We start from the raw sequence: 21218 nt of genomic DNA, 5'->3' as shown, positions 1-21218 counted from the left end.
TTGAAACTTCGTAAGTCTTTCTTTATTATTAAATTTGAACAACATGCCTGTGTCAAATACAAAAACGTCGCCGCGGATACTTTATTCCTGCTACTCGCAAGTGAGCAGGGCCGGCGAGCAATTTATTGCCGACCATGTATTCGGCTATATCCTCTCCGGCGATTCGGAGCTTTATGTAAACGGTAAAAACTATTATTTTAAACAGGGCGATTACCGCTTTTTGAAACGGAACGAACTGGCAAAATTTGTAAAGCATCCACCCCCAGGCGGCGAATTTAAAACCATCACCATTGGTATGGATCAGGCTACCCTGCAAAGTATGAGTGCCGAACTTGATTTGCATGCAGATGGCCCGTATTCAGGCGAAAGCGCCTTATTCTTAAAGCCAAACGACTTGTTCAGCAATTACATCAAATCGTTAAGCCCCTATATAGATAAAAGCAGCGATGAGATCAATCCGGCACTTACCCTGCACAAGGTTAAGGAAGCTGTAATGATTTTGCTGGAAACAAACCCCGAACTCAAAAATATCCTTTTTGATTTCAGTGAACCCGGCAAAATAGACCTGGAGGCTTTCATGACTCAAAACTATCGTTTTAATGTAGACTTGAACCGCTTTGCTTACCTAACCGGTCGCAGCCTGGCAACATTTAAGCGCGATTTTGAACGGATCTTTAATATATCACCCAACCGGTGGATCCAACAGCAACGATTGAAGGACGCTTATTTCCTGATCAAAGAAAAGAAGCAGAAGGTATCTGATGTTTATATGGATGTGGGCTTTAAAGATCTTTCCCACTTTTCCTTCGCCTTTAAAAAAGCTTACGGGGTAGCGCCATCGGCGGTGTAACCGCTGAGGTAGTGTCAAGAAATCAAGATTCAAGAAACAAGAAGTCGAGACTTAAGAATCAGGACGAGAAAAAGAGTCAAGAAATCATGAGTCAAGAGCTAAGACATAAAAAAGCCAGGAATGGATTAGATCTCATTTCCTGGCTCTTGTATCTTATTGTCTTGACTCTAAATTTTGTCTTGACTCTAAATTCTTAATTCCTGACTCTTGCCATCTGGGGTCTATTCCCTAAACGTTAAACCTGAAGTGCATAATATCGCCATCCTGCACAATGTAGGTTTTACCTTCAACGCCCAGCTTGCCGTTTTCTTTGATGACAGCTTCAGAGCCGTTGAATTTCACAAAATCTTCGTATTTAATTACTTCGGCACGGATAAAGCCTTTTTCAAAATCGGTATGGATTACACCTGCAGCTTGTGGCGCGGTGAAACCCTGGGTAATAGTCCAGGCACGAACTTCCTGCACACCGGCAGTAAAGTAAGTAGCCAGATTTAATAACCTGTATGCCGCTTTGATCAGCTTGTTAACACCCGATTCGGTAAGACCAAGGTCATCCAAAAACATCTGGCGTTCTTCATAGGTTTCCAGTTGTGAAATTTCAGATTCAATCTGAGCTGAAATGATCAGCACTTCGGCATTTTCATCTTTAACGGCTGCTTTTACTTTTTCAACATAAGCATTACCGGTACTTACCGAACCTTCATCAACATTACAAACATATAATACCGGTTTAGCGGTAAGTAGCCATAGGTCGGCCACATATTCTTTATCTTCTTCCTCAACAGGTGCGGTACGGGCCGACTTACCTTCCAGCAGGTGATTTTTATAAACGGTTAAAACATCAAAGGTTTTTTTGGCCTCTTTGTCGCCGCCGGTTTTAGCCATCTTTTCAACCTTCTGAATCTTTTTCTCTATAGATTCAAGGTCCTTTAGCTGCAGTTCAGTATCGATGATCTCTTTATCGCGGATTGGGTCAACCGAGCCATCAACATGGATCACATTATCGTTATCAAAGCAACGTAATACGTGGATGATAGCATTGGTAGCGCGAATATTCGCCAAAAACTGGTTACCTAAACCTTCGCCTTTGCTGGCCCCTTTAACCAGGCCGGCAATATCAACTATTTCTATAACGTTTGGTACAATTGATTTTGGCTGTACTATTTCGGTAAGCTTTGTTAAGCGCTCATCCGGCACTGTAATTACACCCACGTTTGGCTCGATGGTACAAAACGGAAAATTAGCCGCCTGTGCCTTAGCGTTTGATAAGCAATTAAAAAGTGTCGATTTGCCCACATTCGGCAAACCTACTATACCACATTGTAAACCCATTGTTTGTTTTTATCTAATTTATATTGCAGGTTCATGGTTGATGGTTCATTGATGATAGCTTAAATCCTCTTAAATTATACCTAAAAGGCTATAAACCATGAACAATAAGCCATGAACTAAAAGCGTGCAAAGATAACAGAAAATTTTGCCTTATAATTTGAAAAAATAAACGACTTTTGCGCTCGGAAAAAAGAAGCTAAATATTAATACACCGATGTAAAAAAGGAGGGCCTATATATGGAAGAAATGGTTGAGCAAGTAGAATTGTTACTGGAAAAACAAGACGACACCCAATTACAGGAATATTTGAACAACCTTAACATATCGGATGTTGAAGAACTGATTGGCGAACTTCCTGAACATGGCCCCAAATTCATCGAAACCCTTTCGCTTAACCGCGCGGTTAACGTGTTCCGGATCCTTGAGTTCCCTGTCCAGGAGCGGATCATCAAAAAACTTTCGGGTCAAAAGCTTGAAGATCTGATCAACGAACTCCCTCCTGACGACCGTACGTCACTTTTCAGCGAATTGCATGGTGACGCCGTTCAAAAACTTATCCAAAAACTTTCACGCGAAAACCGCGAGGAGGCTTTAAAACTTTTAGGTTACGAAGAAGAGAGCGTTGGTCGCTTAATGACGCCCGATTATATTGCCGTTAAACGCACCTGGGATGTAAGCCGTGTACTTTCGCACATTCGCCGGTATGGTAAAAACTCAGAGACCATCGATGTTATTTATGTAATTGATGAGCACGGTGTTTTACTTGATGACATCCGGATCCGCGAGATTTTGTTGGTAAAGCCCGAAACCAAGGTGAGTGAGCTAATGGACGGTCGTTTGATTTCCCTTAGCGCCAGTGATCCGCAGGAAGAAGCAATCAACGTTTTCAGGATGAATAACCGCACCGCCCTGCCGGTTGTTGATAATAATGACGTATTGCTTGGCATAGTAACAGTTGATGACATCCTTTGGATAGCTAACGAAGAATATACCGAAGATATCCAGAAAATAGGTGGTACCGAAGCACTGGATGAACCTTATTTGGACATCAATCTTTTTAAACTTATAAAAAAACGCGTAGGCTGGCTCATCATTTTATTTTTAGGTGAGATGCTTACCGCTACCGCTATGGGTTATTTTGGCGATGAGATCTCCAAAGTGGTCGTGCTGGCCTATTTTATTCCGCTAATTATTTCAAGCGGAGGTAACAGTGGTTCGCAAGCTTCAACCCTCATTATTCAGGCCATGGCACTGGGCGAAGTTACCGTTGCCGACTGGTGGCGGGTAATGCGCCGGGAAATCCTTTCGGGTTTAATGCTTGGTGTTTGCTTAGGTTTGATAGGCTTTTTACGTATAGCGGCCTGGAGCATGTTCAGCAATATTTACGGCCCGCACTGGATGCTGGTAGGTTTTACTGTAGGTGCTTCTCTTATAGGTATTGTTTTATGGGGGTCTTTGTCAGGTTCGATGCTGCCACTTTTGCTTAAAAAACTTGGCGCCGACCCTGCTACCTCGTCGGCTCCGTTTGTAGCCACCCTGGTAGATGTTACCGGGTTGATTATTTACTTTACTATAGCCGTAATATTTATGCGGGGTATATTATTGTAATCCTCGCTTTCAAATATAACACACGCAAAAAGCCCTGTTTCTGAATAAGAAGCAGGGCTTTAATTATTTTAGTTTAGTATTGTTCTGTAGTAATTAGATCTCAAACGAAAAATCTTCATCGGCAGATGCCCTGGCAATTTCAGGGTTTTCGCTGTACTCATAGCGTTTTTCAACTACCTCCTGGTTTGATTTGATGTAGTCGATGGTATCTTTCAAACCTTCGGCAAATTTTTCAAAGTCTTCTTTATATAAAAAGATCTTGTGTTTTACAAACACCCCATCTTCCAAACGTTTTTTGCTTTCAGTAATAGTAACATAATAATCGTTTGAACGGGTTGCTTTTACATCAAAAAAATAGGTCCGCTTCCCGGCTCTCACCTTCTTCGAATAAACCTCTTCACGCTCTCTATTGTCAAAATCTCCCATATATATTTACCTGTAATTAGTTTTGGTTGGCATAAATATAAATAAATTTTCAAAGTGCAAGTATTTTATTCGTTATTATTGAGTTTTTTGAAACAAAAGCGTCATTTTTTTGTGTGGATGACCAATTACAGGTGGGCTGTGAAAAGAGAGCGCACACCAGTTCATCTCCCTACTGGCACAAGTGTTGTGCGGAGGTTGCGGGAATGCTCACTTGTGCCCATTCGTTATGCGTTTTGCTCTTCTTCCAGTAATTGTTTTTCGTAAAGCTCAAAGTAGGTGCCTTTAAGCTGCATGAGGTACGCATGGTTACCCTGCTCAACAATTTCGCCGTTATCCATTACCAGGATCTTGTCGGCATTTTTTATGGTGGAAATGCGGTGGGCTATGATGATGCTTGTTTTATCCTGCATTACCCGGCCAAGGTTATTCAAGATCTCCTCTTCCGTGCGGGTATCAACTGCCGAAAGACAATCGTCAAAGATCAAAACCTGAGGATGCTTAAATATGGCGCGTGCAATGGATACGCGTTGCTTTTGCCCGCCCGATAAGGTAACGCCGCGTTCGCCGATGAGTGTTGTAAAACCTTCTTCCAGCTCAATAATATTATTGTATACCGCGGCATCTTTGGCAGCCTGCTCAACAACCGGCATATCCAGTACATCGGCACTAAAAGCAATGTTATTGGCAATAGTATCCGAAAACAGGAAAACCTCCTGTGGTACAAAACCTATCTGCGAGCGATAGTTTTCGAGGCCAAGTGATTTTATCGGCCGACCGTCAATGGAGATCTCCCCACCCGTAGTATCGTACATACGCATCACCAGGTTGGCAATTGTTGATTTACCCGAACCCGTACGACCTATAATTGCCAGCATCTGCCCAGGCTCTACGGTAAACGAAACATTCTTTAAAGCCTGGATGCCGGTATCGGGATAAATGAATGATACATCATCAAACTTAATCAATCCCTCAACATGGTGGCTTTCTGCAAGCGGCGAAATGATCTCTGGCTTTTCGTGCAAAAATTCATTGATGCGCTTTTGCGAGGCCGCAGCCCGCTGCACCAGTGAGGTTACCCATCCCAGCGAAATAACCGGGAACGACAGCATATTGAGGTAAACAATAAACTCGGCAATATTGCCCGGGGTAATGTTACCTTTTATTACTTCCACCCCGCCAACGTACATGGTTATTACGTTACTCAGGCCTACCAGCAATAACATGATCGGGAAAAACAGGGCTTGTACTTTAGCCAGTTCCATAGAGTGCACTTTATAGTCTTCGCTCTCCTTGGCAAAGTTTTCGCGCACAAAGCCTTCGCGCACGTACGATTTGATCACCCTGATGCCCGAAAAATTTTCCTGCACAAAGCTGGATAAACCAGACAGGCGCTCCTGGATCATCTCACTGCGGTGATTGATAATATTGTTTACATAGTAAATAACACCGGCCAAAATAGGCAATGGCAATACCGAAAAAATGGCCAGTTGTACGTTTACTGTAAGCATGGCATATATTACCATAACAAACAATACTACGGTATTGATGGAGTACATAATCCCCGGCCCAAGGTACATGCGCACACGGCTAACATCCTCCGTTACCCGGTTCATTAAATCTCCGGTGTTGTGGCGGCGATAAAAGGCGAGAGAAAGTTCCTGGTAGTGGTTGTAGATCTCGTTTTTTAAATCGTACTCGATATGGCGCGACATGAGGATGATGGTTTGCCTCATAAAAAACAGGAACAGGCCCCGCAGCAAGGCCAGCACCAATACCAGTGTACCAAACAGGAATAAGCTGGTACCGAAAATATCATAAATAAAACTCTGCCTGTCGAAACCCGAAAAAAGCTGGTAGGCCCCTATGTTTTCGGTAACCAGGTCAAAAGCTACGCGGATAACCTGTGCCGGCAGCACACCAAAAACATTTGATATAATTACAAACAACACGCCCGGGATGAGCCGCCAGCGGTATTTGTAAAAAAACTTATTAAGGTATGCGAGGTCTTTCATTTATTATAGTCCGGAAGCCGGGAAGTCGGAAAAGTCCGCAAGTCCTGACCTTATGATCAAAAGTATTAAAATTTGGGGAGAGTGATGGAATGGAAAAGTCGGCCGGATGTAAGAATGTTATATTGATCCATCTGTTACAATCCCATCAGTGTTCAATTTTTAAAAGTGTGAACACTTGCATATTTTTCTAAAATAAACACCATTGACAATCAATGCGTTACAAACAACACAAACGCCCTTAAAAGTCCAATTGAACACACACATCCTAATAATCAATCAGTTACAAAATCAAGAAGTAAAAAGTTGAACACCCGTTTTTTAAAAATTGAACACTGACAGGATCTTGTCAGTATGATCAGTCCTTTTTAGTCAATCGTTTATCAAAGGCAAAAGGCCTTACCTCATCAATTTTCAACAGCGCAGTATTATGGTGCATGGGATTTATCAGCACATTTTTAGCAAGGGGATCTATCACACTCGGAATGTAAAGCAGCAGCTCACTTTTGACGAAAGCCAGGCATTACCTATTCTTTGATATTAATATTCTATAAATACAACATGTTTGTCGTTCCCGGCAATAACATTACTTTTGCCGACGTTAAAAAAAAGAAGCGGATAGTTAAAATGTGCTTCGATAATTTATAGTCAAACCTTTAACCTTTGATCAAAAGACCTTCTTCATTACTGATGACCACCAAACTATGTACCCTGCCTTTATACTTATTATTGATATGTTTCTTTGCAACCGGATGTAAAAAGACCGACAGTCCACCAAAGCCAACTACAACAATAGCTATTAATCCTTCATCGTTAAATGTAGTTAAAAACCCGATCTATTCTTACCGGTTAGAAGCAACGGTTAGCAATGGCTCGGGATCTGAGCAAATAACCTGGAGCTCCGAAAACACCAGGATAGCAACAGTTACTGCCAATGGCTTGGTTTCGTGCTTAGCGGCAGGGCAAACCAATATTGTTGCTACCCTTACAGATGGAAAAACCTTTGCTAAATGTAAAGTGACCATTACCGACGAAAACGATTACAAATATAGGCTCATACTTAAAGACAAGGGCACATCTGCTTATTCGATAAATAAACCATCCGAATTTTTATCGGCGCGAGCAATTGAGCGCCGCCGGAAACGTAATATTCCAATTGATGGAACAGACCTCCCGATCTCTCCCGATTATATTAAAGCGATAAAACAAGTAGGCGGTGTGATAGTAGCACAAAGCAAATGGCTTAACACGGTTAGCGTAAACACATCTGATCAGTTTTTGGTAGATAAATACAAAGCATTACCATTTGTAAAAGATGTGATATTGGTGTGGGAAGGGCCAAGACTTACCTCCCCACCTGCCAAATACACAGATGCGCCACAGCCAGGTTCAAACCAAACCGCCAATACGCCGCTTGATTACGGCGCGGCGACAGCAAATATCAGCACATCCAATGGACAGGCCCTGCACAACAAGGGCTTTAAAGGCGCCGGGATTGATATTGCCGTTATTGACGAAGGCTTTATCAACCTGAAAACTAACCCGGCTTTTAACAACGTCAGCATCAAGGGCGCAAAATCATTTGTTTATGAAAGTCCGGATCCTTATGCTATTGATAACCATGGTGTATGGGTTACATCGTGCATGGCTGTAAACAAACCTGGCACCTACGTAGGCACAGCACCCGAAGCAAATTACTGGTTATTCCATACCGAGGATGCATCTACAGAGTATCCTATTGAAGAAGATTACTGGGTTAACGCCATTGAGTACGCCGATAGCGTTGGGGTAGATATCGTTAATTCGTCGCTTACTTATACAAATGGTTATTACCTGACCGAGGCCCGTTATAAATTTGAGGATATGGACGGAAAAACGGCAATGGCTACCAGGGCAGCCAATATTGCGTTTAACAAAGGCATTTTTATTGTATGCTGTGCAGGTAACGAACAGCAATGGGTAGGTACTCCTGCCGATTCGCCTGATGTGCTAACGGTAGGTGCAGTTAACTATACAGGTATTATTGTCCCTATCTCGTCGTTTGGAATAACAGTTGATGGCCGTGTTAAACCCGATATTGTAGCGGTGGGCATAGGAGCCGGTGTGATTAACCCGATGGGGGTTTCGGAAGAACGAATGGGCACATCCTATTCCAGCCCTATTATGTGCGGCCTGGCTGCCTGTTTATGGCAGGCTTATCCCAAACTAACTAATAGAGATTTGCTTGCGGTGCTCAGAAAATCAGCTAACAAATATAATAACCCGGTTATGCCTTACGGTTATGGCCTTGCCGATATGCAAAAAGCTATGGATTTTGCTAAAACTATATCTGATGCTAAATAATATGAATATGATATATGTCCGTTACCTCAAGGCCATACTTTGCGATAAATGCGCTCATTTATAATAAGCCACAAATTTAAACCCGAAAATTCCCTCAAAATCAAATTTGTTTTCATAATCCCATTATAATCATTAAGCCTTTAATATCGAACTAAAGGTTGTTGATACATATTTAATGGCGTTTTCATACGCACTCCCAACTTAATATCTTTGTCAGTATTAAAAAAAACCTCTACTTTTGTGCGCTTAAAGACATTTACTTATAGTACTAATGCCTGAACAACATCCACCGGAATCTATATTTAGCCAACTTGACGCTTTCGGGCACAAGAAAGTTGTTTTTTGTACCGATCCTGATACCCATCTGAAAGCTATTATCGCGATCCATAATACAACGCTTGGCCCTGCTTTTGGCGGCGTACGTATGTGGGCCTATAAAACCGAAGGTGATGCCCTTAATGATGTATTGCGTTTAGCCAAAAGCATGACCTACAAGGCAGCGATAGCCGGCCTTAATCTTGGCGGCGGCTATTCGGTGATCATCGGCGATTCGCGCCAGGACAAAAACGAAGCTTTACTGCGTAAATTTGGCCGGTTCATAAAAAACCTTAACGGCGAATTTATTGCCGCCGAAGACGTAGGCACCAGTCCGCGCGATATGGAGTACATTAAAATGGAAACCAACCATGTTACCGGCGCTCCAGAAAACATCGGCGGCAGCGGCGACCCTTCGCCAATAACAGCGCTGGGCGTTTTGATGGGCATTAAGGCTTGTGTAAGGGAAATGTATGGCAGCGACAGCTTAACAGGCAAATCGGTTATTGTACAGGGCATTGGCCATGTGGGCGAAAACCTGGTACGCCTGCTAAGGGACGAAAATGTAAAAGTTTACGCCAGCGATATTAATGAGGAACGCGTAAGCCAAATCTCCAAAAAATATGGTGCCCAACCGGTATCAAATAATAATATTTTTGATATCGATGCGGATATTTACGCGCCATGCGCCATGGGCGGTACCGTGAATTCGCAAACCATTGCCAAATTAAAATGCGGCATTATAGCAGGTTCGGCCAATAACCAGCTGCTTGATGAAAATGTGCACGGGCAAATGCTGCTTGATAAAGGTGTGCTTTTTGCCCCCGATTATGTGATCAACGCGGGGGGTATTATTACCGGTTATTCGGAGTTGATGAATTTCAATAAAAAGCGTACCTTACAGCTTACAGAAAATATTTATGATGCTACGCGCAATGTGTTAAAGCTGTCAAAGGCCGAAAACATTCCAACCATTAGCGCGGCCAATAAAATAGCCGAAAAACGCATTGAAGACATCAGAAAAGTAAAATCATCCTATTAAAACAATTAATTTTTATATAAACCGTTTGCATAAGCAAACCAAATCGTTCTTACAAAAATGTTAAACAGAAGGCACCTCCGGGTAAAGGTATTACAGGCACTGTACGCGTATCATCAATCAGACACGAAAGATGTTAAGCTATTCGAGAAAAACATGCTGAGCAGCATTGACCAGGTTTACGAAATGTATATCTGGATGCTATCATTAATTAATGAAGTAGTAAGTTTTGCCGCGAATGACGCACAGGAACGCGCCAACAAACACCTCCCTACCGCCGATGACTTAAATGCAAACCTAAAGATCCTCACCAACAGGTTTATCCTGAGCCTGAATGATAATAAGGAATACATTACAGCCTGGAAAAAGTACAAAGTTGACTGGACCTTTGAGCCCGAACTTGCAAAATCACTTTTCATTATCCTTAAAAACTCGCCCGAGTATGCCGAGTATCTTGCCAAAACAGACGATACACTGCAAACAGACAAGGATATCATCAAATTCATTTTCAAAAAGGTTATCCTTAAATCATCATTAGCCGAGCAGGTTTTTGAAGACAGGTTTATTTTTTGGCCTGTTGATAAAGACGTGCTCCAGGCGCTTATTGCCAAAACGTTCAAAAACTTTTCGCATGATGATTACAAGCTTAACCAGCTTGCCGAAATTACCGGCAACTGGGTTGAGGACCGTGAGTTTGTGGTAAACCTGTTTCAGCAAAGCATCAGGTACAATGAGGCCTACCATGAGCTGATAGCCGCTAAAACCCAAAACTGGGAGCCCGAGCGTATTGCCATGATGGATACCCTGTTAATGAAAATGGCTATAACTGAGTTTATTAACTTTAATTCTATCCCGGTTAAGGTTACTATAAACGAGTATCTTGAAATATCAAAAGAGTTTAGCACGCCTAAGAGTAATTCATTTATAAACGGTATCTTGGACAAGATTTTAATAGAGCTTAAAGCCGAAAACAAAATCAAAAAGATAGGCCGTGGCTTAATAGAATAATATTAAAAAATGAAAAAACTATTTTTAAGCTTAGTAGCATCAGGCATGTTATTATCGGCCTGCAACAGCAGCAACGGCAACACAGCCGATAACGCTTCAAAAGCTAATGCCGATAGCGCCGCAACCGCGGCTAACGCGCCGGTAGCTAAATTTGAAAAGGAAAGCCACGATTTCGGCAAGATCAAAGAAGGCGACAAAGTATCGTACGATTTCAAGTTCACCAACACAGGTAAATCGCCGTTAATTATTACCAACGCGCGTGCTACCTGCGGCTGTACTACCCCTACCTGGCCAAAAGCGCCAGTTAAACCCGGCGAAAGCGGCGTGATCAGCGTTACTTTTAACAGTGCCGGTAAAAGCGGTTTACAGGATAAACAAATAACCGTTACAGCAAACACCCAGCCTGCCGAAACTATGGTACATTTAATTGGCGAGGTTTTAAAAAAATAACAATTAATTTAAACAAATGATAGCTACTATTTTATTACAGGCTTCAAGCGGCGGCTTAGGCAGCTACGGTTCATTAGTACCAATGGTACTGATTATCGTGGTGTTTTACTTCTTTATGATCCGCCCGCAGGTTAAAAAGCAAAAAGATCAAAAAAAATACGTTGAAGAACTTAAAAAAGGCGACAGGGTTATAACTACAGCCGGCATCCACGGCCGTATCGTTGATTTAAACGAAACCACATTTTTGGTTGAGGTTGAAAACGGCAAGATCCGCTTTGATAAATCGGCCATATCGCTTGATGCATCAAAAGCATTGAATACACCGGCGGTTGAGAAGAAAGCGTAATTGAGCTTAAAGCATAAAGCTAAAGGCCGAAAGCTAAAACAACCTTAGTTTAAACTAAAGCGGAACGCTTAAAGCCGAAAGCAAAATATACTTATAAATAAAACAGCAAAAGCTGAAGGTTAAGAAATGAGCAATACATTTTTCGGCTTTCAGCTTTTAGCATTAAGCCTTCAGCTTAAAATATGGCAATAGTAAAATTATCGGCAACAGAACGCAGGCGGCTCTCGGTATTTTTTACCTGTTTGTCGTTGGCTATCATTGCCTGGATTTTTACTACCCTTTCCGATCCGCTTCCGTATAAGGTAAAAAAGGTTTTAACTTTTAAAAACGCGCCGCAAAGGCGGGCTTTTCATTCGCTGCAGCCCGATACTGTTGATGCTACCATACAGGGTACCGGCTGGCAAATGCTGTTCTCCAGGCTCAACAGCGATAATAAGCCACTAACTGTTGACCTCCGCTCGCTCGAAACCCGCAATTATGTGGTTATCGACAGCACGCAGCTTAAGCAGATGAATATGGGGAAAGATCCGGCTAACCGCATTTCATCTATTGACCCGGATACGCTTTATTTTGATTTCAGTAACCGCCTTATCAAAAAGGTCCCCGTTCAGCTTACCATGGGCGTTAGCTATCAAAAGCAATTTGCCGTATCGGGTAACATAACGGTGAGGCCTGCTTATGTTACCGTGAGCGGCCCTATTGAACGCCTGAAGCAAATCACCTCGTGGAAAACAGACTCGCTTAAATTCAGTAATGTTAATGAAACCATTAATACCAGGGTCAACTTAAAGCCCAGCAATGAAGGCAACCTGAATGTTTATCCACGCTCGGTACAGGCTATTGTCCCGGTTGATGAATTTACTGAGAAAACGCTGGAGATCCCCGTGAAGTTGATCAATAACAATAACTATTACACCGTAAAAGTATTTCCGCAAAAAATTAAAGTAACTTTTACTACGTCTTTAAGCCGGTATGCCGATATTGATGAAGACCTGTTTGAGGCTGTTGCCGATCTTAATCTTTGGCGCGATAAGGGTTATACGGCCCTGCCGGTAAAGCTTATCCATATGCCTCCCTTTTGTAAAATAGTAAAGATTGCCCCTGCCAATATTGACTTCTACATAAAAAAATAATGCTTAAAATAGGTTTAACCGGTAACATAGGCAGCGGCAAAACTACCGTAGCCCAGGTATTTGAATTGCTTGGCATCCCTGTTTTTTATGCCGATGACGAAGCCAAAAAAGTAATGGTTACCGACCGGCTTCTTATTGAAGGTATTAAACAAACTTTTGGTCCGCAGGCTTATTTTGATGATGGCAGCCTGAACCGCAAATATATATCGGGGATAGTTTTTAACAATAAAGCCGAACTTGAAAAGCTTAACGCCCTGGTACATCCTGCCGTGTTCAGGGCTTTTGATAGTTTTGACCAACTGCACAAGGATGCTCCCTACGTGATCCGGGAAGCGGCCATTTTATTTGAAAGTGGCTCATACAAAATGTGCGACAGGGCCATCATGATCACCGCCCCGCTTGAAGTTCGCATTGCCCGCGTTATGGAGCGCGACGGCATTAGCCGGGCCGATGTTGAAAGCCGCGAGGCCCGCCAGCTATCGCAGGAGGAAAAACTGAAACTGGCCAATGATGTAATTATTAACGATGGTAAACAATTGGTTATACCGCAGGTAATAGCCCTGCATGAACTTTATTTATCGCTCGCTCAGCATTAATGATACTTGACGATTTTGTTTCTTTTGACGAAAAAGGGCTGTACTGCAAATACGGCGACTTTTATATCGATCCGCAACTGCCGGTAAAAACGGCTGTAATATCCCATGCCCATGCCGATCATGCTATAAGTGGCAACAACAACGTTTACTGCACACGTGCCACAGCAAGCATTATGCAGCTTAGGTATGACCGTACCGCCGCCAAAGTTTTTAACATAGCTGCCTTTAACCAGCCATTTGAAGTAGGCCGGGTTACGGTAACACTGATCCCGGCGGGGCATATGCTTGGTTCGGCCCAAATACTGATGGAGTATGATGGCGCAAGGTATTTATACACCGGCGACTACAAACTGCAACCCGATGCTACCTGCGAACCTATTGAATGGGTTACCACCGATGTGCTGATCACCGAAAGCACTTTCGCCAATCCGGCTGTTATTCACCCGGATCCGGTGAGCGAGATCCGTAAGATCAACGATATTAAAAGCAATATTTTACTTGGTGCATATGCGCTGGGTAAAAGTCAGCGGTTGATCAACCTCATTACCGAACATGCACCGCAAAAAAAGATCCTGGTACATCATAAAATAATGCCCATCAATGCTATTTATGAAAAGATGGGCTTCCCTCCCGGCAAATACCAGATTTACGGACGCAAACTGATGAAGGTGCAGGATGAGTTTGTTTACATTGTACCGCCCTTTACTTTCGACAGTTACATCAGGGCCACGGGAGTAAAACGCCTTTTTGCATCGGGATGGAAAAACCTGCAGGTTAACAACCAGGATACCCTCTTTATATCCGACCATGTGGACTGGAACGATATCCTGCAAACCATCGCCAACACCAAACCCAAACAGGTGTGGACACTTCACGGTAAAGGCGAGTACCTGAAAGCTTATTTTAAAGATGATATCTTTGTAAAAATTCTGAACTGATGTTACAGGAAGGCATTGATTATTATATCAACGAAGATGGCAATTTCGTTTTTACCGAAGCCTACCATTTAAAGCGGGGCAATTGCTGTAAAAACAAGTGCCTGCATTGCCCCTGGGGTTATGGCAAGGTAAAATTATTTGGAAATGACACTGAATCAGACGGTAGCGATAAATAAATCAATGTTAAATTAAAAATAATTAAACATATTTGCATCCAATTCATTACTATTACTATGCGAATAGAAGACGAAATACAAAGTACCAATTTTGAAGACAACTACCACAAAGTAGCCATTAACGTGGCGTACACGCAAGGTTGGCTGGCTAACTATTTTCGTTGTCATTTTGAAAAACATAATATTACCCAGCAGCAATTCAATATACTGCGGATACTGCGCGGCCAATATCCTAAACCGGCTACCATAAATTTGCTGAAGGAAAGGATGATCGATAAGATGTCGGATGCATCGCGCATTGTTGACCGCCTTGTTCAAAAAGGACTGGTATCACGCTGCACCAATAATAAAGACAGGCGCGCCGTAGATATCCGCATCAGCGAAGAAGGCCTTGCAACTCTTTCAAAAATGGACGCCGAGTTTAAAACCAAAGAAATCCTAAGCAATAACCTCACCGAAGATGAAGCCGCGACCCTAAGCGATCTATTGGACAAAATGCGGGGATGATTTTTTAGGTGAAAGGGAAAAGGCGAAAGGTTTATTGCCTTTAAATTCAAAATAAAAACATGTCATTGCGAGCGTAGCGCGGCAATCTCGTAGCCAACGCATGTACGATCTGCATCGGCTACGAGATTGCTTCGTCGTTCCTCCTCGCAATGCCATATCATGTATAAACTTTAATTGGTTACGAAGCCTTAAAAGCCGCAACTTCATCCTTCAGTATTGCCAGCACTTCCGGCCTTACATTACCGAAGAAAGACACGCCCATCGCGCCATTTTTAAGCGCCACCTGTATACCCGTGCGGATTTCATCATCACTCTTAAAATCTGAAAGGTACAGGCCAGCGTACAGCGGGAACCTTCCGGCCAGGAAATGCACACCTTCCGCTACGGCGTTACCTATCCAGCTCACGCCTTCTTTGTAAAAACCGTGGTAAATCATGGGGCAAATGCCATCCATGTTCCAGTTTGTCCAGTCCTGCCTTACATTGCGGCGGGCAACTTCGGGTGTTGGGAATACGGCCGCTGTTATCTGTTTTTTATGCTGATGGGCTACAGTCGAAATACCGTTTACTACGCGGGTAATATTATTATATCTGAACAATCGCCATGAAAGGCTTGCTTCAGGATATTGGATCTGATCGAGATCCTGGTTGTATTCTTCCTTGAATTTGGCTTTGCAAACATCGCAGTAGCAAAAATCATATTCGGGCAGCTCTTTGGTTTGATCGATCTTGTAATGGTCCCAAAGGTTTACAGGCAATATCACATCGCAATAACGCACATAATCCAGGTGGATACCATCGATATAATCTTTAGCCAAAATATCATCGACAGTTTTGGTTAAATACTCCTGCACTTCGGGGCGAGACGGACACAGCCAGCGATAATACTGCACATAAGGCGGATGATCTGCACATGATTCGCCTTTGCGGTTTTTGCTGTACCATTCGGGCTTTTCGTTTACCAGTTCGGCACGGTTAAAAGTCCAGATCCAGCGGTGGGCCTCCAGGCCTTTAGCTTTAGCGGCACGGAAATGGCGCTCGCTGTCGTTCTCGAAAAAAATACCCGTTATCCCCGATGCTTTGTAGGAAGCGTAGCGGGTGGCCAGCTCATCATCTGTATCTTTGGGGTTAGGGTTGATCCACACCCAGTTTTTCATGGCTTTTTTCTTGCTGCTTTTGGCAGCGTCAACAGCAGCATTGCTTGCTAAGGGCAACTGGGCAGCCACGCCAGCCAGTAAACCGGCCTTTAAAAATTCGCGCTTATTCATGGAGTTTTAGGAATTATCTGTGCTGTACCAGGCCATCCTGGTCAATGGTATAGGTTGTTTGGTTTTTGTTATCGATAACATAAGCTATAAACTGATGGGCAGTTGCTTCCAGCTTAAGTTCGTTAGCATGGCCCGTTACGGTTACCTTATTTTCAACACCCAGGTTGTTTAATGAGGTGCAGTATTCGTGATGATCTTTAAACCACTGCTTTTGCTTGTAATAAACCAGCCACAGGTATTTCTTTTGCTCTTCGGCGTAAGGCATTTTAAACGTCCCGTCATCAGCCTCATGATCGCTGAAAAGGAGGTAGCCCCAGCGTTCGGGGTAATGCATATTGATAAGTCCCTGGTTACTCCAAACCCAGTTATGCTCGGGCAAATTATGCCCGGCATTATCCTGCAGCTTTACATATTTGCCATTCTGCACTTTAATATCGTACTGCACCCGCGAAAAATTGATGCGCCATAAAGTACCATCCTTTATCACAGCGCGGTTAAAGCCACCGGCTATGGCTTTAAATGGGATAGCCATTTCAACCGTCCAGCCTTTATCAGTATCCGTAGGATCATTCAGCGTACCCTCAACTTTTACCGCCGAGCGCAGGCCATGCGTATCCCAACCGGTTACCGCGGCGCCGTCATTTCGGTAAGGCCTGGTCAAAAACAAATCGAAAATGGTATTGAGGGCATTCACCTCAATTTCAAAATATTTATGTGTGCTGTTTGTGGGATCGATAAACAGCTCAAAATCATTATCCTTGTAAACAATATCATCATGATGGCTAAGCGTAGCCCAAACATGGGGATCTCTGATCCGGGCTGCTACATACAGGCAGCTATCGTCCCAAAGCATTTTAACGTTGGTTTGCAGCGGAGGCTGCGGTTTAAGGTGGCCCTCAATATCCTGGAAGTCCCGGGTCCATTTGGCCTGCTGCCATACAGCATCTTCCACATCGCCGTCAATTACCGGCGCTTGCTTTACGTATTTCGCAACATAGCCGTAAGGGGTGGTAAACAGATCAGGGAATTCTTTAAACGCGTCCTGTGCTTTTACAAATCCCGGGAGTATAAATAAAGCGGCTGTAAGGCCCGGCTTAATAAAACAATTGTCAAAGATGTTGCTCAGTTTCATTTACTGCCCAGCGCTAAGATGTAATCAAACTCTTCGCGCTTTACCCCCATTACCGATAAACGCCCCTGTCTTACCAGGCCAATATCCTGTAATTTAGGGTCGGCTTTGATCTGCTCAAGGGTCACCGGGGTTTTCAGGGCTTCAACCGGGGCAAGGTCAACCACCACCCAATTGGTATCATCGGTTGTGGGGTCCTGGTAAGCTTCCTTAACAACTTTGGCTATGCCTACAATCTCTTTTCCTTCGTTGCTGTGGTAAAATAACACCAGGTCGCCCTCCTTCATTTCCCTCAGGTTATTGCGTGCCTGGTAATTGCGCACACCATCCCAAAAGGTACGACCATCCTTATTGAATTTTTCCCAGCTGTATTTAAAGGGCTCACTTTTTACTAACCAATGTTGCATTTGTACGGTATAATTTTTTGTAACGTAAAAATGTAAAAAAGGGAGCGTAAACTAAAATGCGCTACAGGCAATACAGGGTATTGTTACAATGAAATTACGGGGTGGAGTGGTGATGTAGTGGCTAATAAACTATTTACTTATTCATTACTGGTCAGCAACTGGGTTAGCCGTTTAGCATTTTGCGCATTGATAGTGTTTGTTAAAGGAACAGAAGTATAAACAGCAATGCCCTGGTCATCATCGGGGTGATAGCTCAACAATAGTTTTACCGTGCGCGAATCCCACAGATAAACGTCCTGGTAATCATTTGGCTTTGCGGTGAAGGTACCGTACCAGTGCAAAAATTTACTGAGCATTTTATAGCCCTGGTTACGGTTAAAGAAAACATAAATATTTACTATTTTATTTTGCCATGTACGTACACAAATATGAGTTGCGGTTAGCCCGTCTTCCAGTTCCAGCTGCTTATCCGGATGATATTCATAGGTAACACAGCTATCAGCATCAGGCTTGCTGCCTTCACCATCAATGTAAGTTAAAGCCTGCTCCTGCTCGCCGGTTAATAAGCCGCCCAGGTTAAACCCGCCAATTCCGTTGCGTGCCCTTAAATATGCCAGCGACCCAATTTTCCCTGCCTGTGAAAAACCCGGCGAATGTAAACACATGATGATCAAAAGCCCCATAACTACTCTGTAGGGCAAGTAGCAAAAAAGCTTAGCTTTCATATCCTCCTCCTTCGTTTTACAACGGCTAAATCAGCACCGTAACAAGGGGTACTTAAGCCATTGAGTAAAACGAATTTGGAGAAATAATCAGCTGATTATCAAACCATAATAACGATTGTATCACAAATTGAGCTACCTTTACACTTTATTGCACAGATACTTGTTTACTTCTTTCGCAACAATGTATAATAAACCTCAAAAAACTTTTGATACTAATCAGTCAGCATATATTCTTTAAGCCGGGCCTGTAGTTTTATGGCCTGCGTAATGAGGGTTTTATCATTGATGTATTGCTCAAAAGCGACATCGGGGCCGATAAGGTTTTCCTTAAAAATGTCCTTAAACCTGGAGTACTTTAATGCCAGGTTCCACTTGTCTTTCAGATACTCAAAAACCTGTTCATCCGCGTCTTTCAGCATCGAATAATTAACAACTACAAAAGCATCCCGGGGCAGCGTTTCAATACATTTCAAAATATCCTGGTTGTAGGCTATCCAAACTTTCAGGTATTCGGTAGCATGATCATTATAAAACTGCACCATGCGGCGGCCGCGGCGAAATTTTTTCCATACCAGCCTTGAAAAATATTTACGCGCTATGTACCTGTTTTCCACCCACTTAAATTCACGCCGTAAAAGTGAACTAACTACCGACTGATAATCGCGCAGGATAACCAGGTAACAGGCATCGGGCAGCAGTTCTTTATATACATCCAGAAACAGACAGGTCCGCGGGTCTTTCCAGCCCCATTGGTCGTATAACTGTTGTTTAACTTTAATAATGCTTTTAAGCTTTTCCCTTTCGTACAAGGTAAACTGGGCCACATGCTCAACCGTAAGCCCGGTTTTGGGCAGGTTATGGCCAGCCAGGATCTCTTCGTGCATTTTTAAAAATTCAATATCTTCAAAATGCCCTTCCACATTGCCATGGCCGCCGGGTACCAGTTTTTCGCCTGTTTGCAGACCGCATTTGCTCAACCACTGGGTAATAAGCGAGGTTCCGGAACGGTGCATCCCGGTAATGATCAGTACTCTTTTTTGCATAAATCTGTTATGGGCGTCCTTTTATCAGGAGTAGCTTGGTATCTTATTGGTCTGCTTAACAGGATGCAGGTTATTTATAATATAATAGAGCAGTGATGAGGTACTTTGTTGTATGGTATAATTGCAGGTATCAATATATAGGTCGGGCTTAACGGGTACATCAAACCTATCGTTAATACCTGTCAGGTTGGGTAGCTTATCAGGATGCCCATCCGGCAGCAACGCCCTTTTGTACAAACCTTTAGTGTCGCGGCTTATCAGCTTGTTCACCGGGCAATCTACGTGGATAATACTTACATGATCATATTTTTCGGCAAGTTCCTGCCTGACATCTTCATATGGATTTATAGCACTCACTATGGTAACAATACCCTGAGCGCTGAAACGACTAGCTACAAAGCCCAGGCGGCGGATGTTCTCGTTCCGGTCTTCCTTACTAAAGCCCAGATCACGGCAAAGTGCCGCGCGGTATTCATCACCGTCAATGATCTCAATTTTAATCCCCAGGCTTGTTAATTCGGTGGCCACACTTTTTGCCAAAGTAGTTTTCCCCGCACCTGATAATCCGCAAAATAAAAGTATCATGCCTTAATTTTTTTATTTAATATGCCTTATTGATCAGCTTAACATATTGCTTAGGATAAGTGAACTTAGGAAATTAATTGGCTGATAAATTTTGTTACATTGTAAATAATCAATTACATGCAACACTGAACAACGGAAAATCAGGAGAAAAAAGTAACCAATACCGGCTAAAAATGAAGATTTAATGAATAAATGGATGTATACGGTCAAACACTAACCAACGCTACACTTAACAAAAATGTTACGTTATTTAATTTATCAAAAATGATTTTGGATACCATTTGAGGAACCGTTTTTATGATACCTTTACTGCCGGGCTAAAAACCTGTCACAATAATATGAACGAATTTTTACTTAACGGGGGTGCCTATGTTGGCAATACCAAAGTCTCCAAACCTTTTGCAGCTTTGAAAGCTGATACTTCTGTACTCAAGATTAACCTTGGTTTGTTAGGTCAGTTATTTTTCAACGCTGATGATATCGTTCAAATCGAATATGCATCCTCAATTGCCGGCAGCGGCATCAAGATAATACACAACGTATCGTCATACCCAAAAAGAGTTATGTTTACAGCAAACATGCCTTACAATGACATAATTGAAAACATAAAAGCAACGGGTTTCTTTAATAAAACCGCCAATAACCAGGTACAATATTACCAGGTTAAGAAAATGCAGGGGCAGGGCAGAATACCATTTAAAACTGCTGCGATAGCTGCGTTTTTAGCAGGCTGGAATATTCCATTTATTACAGGCTTAGTGCAGGAGGATGTTAGCCGTACCTTCAGTTATTCACGCTTCTCAATCTTGTTTCTTTTCCTGATGGCTGCACTAACACTCTTTTCTGCCCCTTTTCAAACATTAGTGCTGAAAGAGGACAGGCAAATAAATGATATGAAAAGATCCTTATATTTTATACTGCTTTTGACCCTGATAAGCAGCATTATGGTTACCGTTATAAGTAGTAAGGCTATTATTAAATAATCA

At 42.8% G+C, this 21218-nt stretch carries 22 protein-coding genes; 13 read left to right on the top strand and 9 right to left on the bottom strand.

The genetic code is table 11. The features are described 5' to 3' along the window. The first annotated feature begins 43 nt into the window (after positions 1–43). Positions 44–850, top strand: a complete 807-nt coding sequence (locus tag DIU38_RS01500; protein WP_112657662.1) for a helix-turn-helix domain-containing protein — start codon at positions 44–46, stop codon at positions 848–850. 228 nt (positions 851–1078) lie between these two features. Here the strand turns inward: DIU38_RS01500 and ychF are convergent, their stop codons facing one another. Next, the gene (ychF, locus tag DIU38_RS01495; protein ID WP_091175336.1) at positions 1079–2182 is read right to left on the bottom strand and encodes a redox-regulated ATPase YchF; all 1104 of its coding nucleotides are present in this window, start codon (positions 2180–2182) and stop codon (positions 1079–1081) included. Positions 2183–2419: 237 nt separating this feature from the next. On the opposite strand from ychF, the gene mgtE reads away from it, so the two are divergent. Continuing rightward, positions 2420–3790, top strand: coding sequence for a magnesium transporter (gene mgtE, locus DIU38_RS01490; protein WP_112657664.1), 1371 nt, complete (start codon positions 2420–2422; stop codon positions 3788–3790). A 93-nt stretch (positions 3791–3883) separates the two neighbouring features. Here the strand turns inward: mgtE and DIU38_RS01485 are convergent, their stop codons facing one another. Together DIU38_RS01485 and DIU38_RS01480 are read right to left on the bottom strand one after the other, a co-directional pair. Then, positions 3884–4216 carry a DUF3276 family protein gene (locus DIU38_RS01485; protein WP_090528014.1) on the bottom strand — a complete coding sequence of 111 codons (333 nt, stop codon included), beginning with the start codon at positions 4214–4216 and terminating at the stop codon, positions 3884–3886. Positions 4217–4440: 224 nt separating this feature from the next. Continuing rightward, positions 4441–6228, bottom strand: coding sequence for an ABC transporter ATP-binding protein (locus DIU38_RS01480; RefSeq protein WP_112657666.1), 1788 nt, complete (start codon positions 6226–6228; stop codon positions 4441–4443). Positions 6229–6888: 660 nt separating this feature from the next. Between DIU38_RS01480 and DIU38_RS01475 the strand changes: the two genes are divergently transcribed. The 10 genes from DIU38_RS01475 (at position 6889) to DIU38_RS01435 (ending at position 15076) form a co-directional block, all read left to right on the top strand. Next, positions 6889–8568, top strand: coding sequence for a S8 family serine peptidase (locus tag DIU38_RS01475; RefSeq protein WP_146752302.1), 1680 nt, complete (start codon positions 6889–6891; stop codon positions 8566–8568). A 271-nt stretch (positions 8569–8839) separates the two neighbouring features. Beyond that, on the top strand, positions 8840–9925 hold the full coding sequence (locus DIU38_RS01470; protein WP_112657670.1) for a Glu/Leu/Phe/Val family dehydrogenase: 1086 nt from the start codon (positions 8840–8842) through the stop codon (positions 9923–9925). A 57-nt stretch (positions 9926–9982) separates the two neighbouring features. Next, positions 9983–10930: a transcription antitermination factor NusB gene (gene nusB / locus DIU38_RS01465; RefSeq protein ID WP_112657672.1), complete on the top strand. Its 948-nt coding sequence runs from the start codon at positions 9983–9985 to the stop codon at positions 10928–10930. Positions 10931–10939: 9 nt separating this feature from the next. Beyond that, complete coding sequence (locus DIU38_RS01460) at positions 10940–11380, top strand: DUF1573 domain-containing protein (protein ID WP_112657674.1); 441 nt, start codon at positions 10940–10942, stop codon at positions 11378–11380. A gap of 16 nt (positions 11381–11396) precedes the next feature. Further along, positions 11397–11726, top strand: coding sequence for a preprotein translocase subunit YajC (gene yajC / locus DIU38_RS01455; RefSeq protein WP_112657676.1), 330 nt, complete (start codon positions 11397–11399; stop codon positions 11724–11726). Between the two features lie 182 nt (positions 11727–11908). Then, positions 11909–12859 (top strand): CdaR family protein, encoded by a 951-nt coding sequence (locus DIU38_RS01450; protein WP_112657678.1) that lies wholly within the window; start codon positions 11909–11911, stop codon positions 12857–12859. Then, positions 12859–13455 carry a dephospho-CoA kinase gene (coaE, locus tag DIU38_RS01445; RefSeq protein ID WP_112657680.1) on the top strand — a complete coding sequence of 199 codons (597 nt, stop codon included), beginning with the start codon at positions 12859–12861 and terminating at the stop codon, positions 13453–13455. Before DIU38_RS01450 ends, coaE begins: the two co-directional genes overlap by 1 nt. Beyond that, positions 13455–14393, top strand: a complete 939-nt coding sequence (locus DIU38_RS01440; RefSeq protein WP_112657682.1) for an MBL fold metallo-hydrolase — start codon at positions 13455–13457, stop codon at positions 14391–14393. Before coaE ends, DIU38_RS01440 begins: the two co-directional genes overlap by 1 nt. Then, on the top strand, positions 14393–14569 hold the full coding sequence (locus DIU38_RS32870) for a DUF5522 domain-containing protein (RefSeq protein ID WP_167516057.1): 177 nt from the start codon (positions 14393–14395) through the stop codon (positions 14567–14569). The genes DIU38_RS01440 and DIU38_RS32870 overlap by 1 nt, the downstream gene beginning before the upstream one ends. 57 nt (positions 14570–14626) lie before the next feature. Next, positions 14627–15076, top strand: a complete 450-nt coding sequence (locus DIU38_RS01435) for a MarR family winged helix-turn-helix transcriptional regulator (protein ID WP_091175216.1) — start codon at positions 14627–14629, stop codon at positions 15074–15076. 178 nt (positions 15077–15254) lie between these two features. Here DIU38_RS01435 and DIU38_RS01430 read toward each other — a convergent pair whose 3' ends face one another. The 6 genes from DIU38_RS01430 to cysC all read right to left on the bottom strand — a co-directional run bounded on the left by DIU38_RS01430 (position 15255) and on the right by cysC (position 20232). After that, complete coding sequence (locus DIU38_RS01430) at positions 15255–16343, bottom strand: family 10 glycosylhydrolase (RefSeq protein ID WP_112657684.1); 1089 nt, start codon at positions 16341–16343, stop codon at positions 15255–15257. A 13-nt stretch (positions 16344–16356) separates the two neighbouring features. Continuing rightward, positions 16357–17475 carry a carbohydrate-binding family 9-like protein gene (locus tag DIU38_RS01425; RefSeq protein WP_112657686.1) on the bottom strand — a complete coding sequence of 373 codons (1119 nt, stop codon included), beginning with the start codon at positions 17473–17475 and terminating at the stop codon, positions 16357–16359. Next, positions 17472–17879: an EVE domain-containing protein gene (locus tag DIU38_RS01420; protein ID WP_090528071.1), complete on the bottom strand. Its 408-nt coding sequence runs from the start codon at positions 17877–17879 to the stop codon at positions 17472–17474. The genes DIU38_RS01425 and DIU38_RS01420 overlap by 4 nt, the downstream gene beginning before the upstream one ends. A gap of 137 nt (positions 17880–18016) precedes the next feature. Continuing rightward, the gene (locus DIU38_RS01415) at positions 18017–18604 is read right to left on the bottom strand and encodes a hypothetical protein (RefSeq protein ID WP_129571353.1); all 588 of its coding nucleotides are present in this window, start codon (positions 18602–18604) and stop codon (positions 18017–18019) included. A gap of 212 nt (positions 18605–18816) precedes the next feature. Beyond that, positions 18817–19647: a sulfotransferase gene (locus DIU38_RS01410; RefSeq protein ID WP_112657690.1), complete on the bottom strand. Its 831-nt coding sequence runs from the start codon at positions 19645–19647 to the stop codon at positions 18817–18819. A 24-nt stretch (positions 19648–19671) separates the two neighbouring features. Continuing rightward, positions 19672–20232, bottom strand: coding sequence for an adenylyl-sulfate kinase (gene cysC, locus DIU38_RS01405; RefSeq protein ID WP_112657692.1), 561 nt, complete (start codon positions 20230–20232; stop codon positions 19672–19674). A 338-nt stretch (positions 20233–20570) separates the two neighbouring features. Here cysC and DIU38_RS01400 point away from each other — a divergent pair, with 338 nt between their 5' ends. Next, a complete protein-coding gene (locus tag DIU38_RS01400) occupies positions 20571–21215 on the top strand; it encodes a hypothetical protein (protein ID WP_146750459.1) in 645 nt (214 codons plus the stop codon). The last annotated feature ends 3 nt before the right edge of the window (positions 21216–21218 follow it).

It is taken from the genome of Mucilaginibacter metallidurans, assembly GCF_003286435.2.
GTDB lineage: Bacteria > Bacteroidota > Bacteroidia > Sphingobacteriales > Sphingobacteriaceae > Mucilaginibacter > Mucilaginibacter gossypii.
Note: the sequence above shows the minus strand (reverse complement) of the source record. Positions and strands in the feature narration are given on the sequence as shown.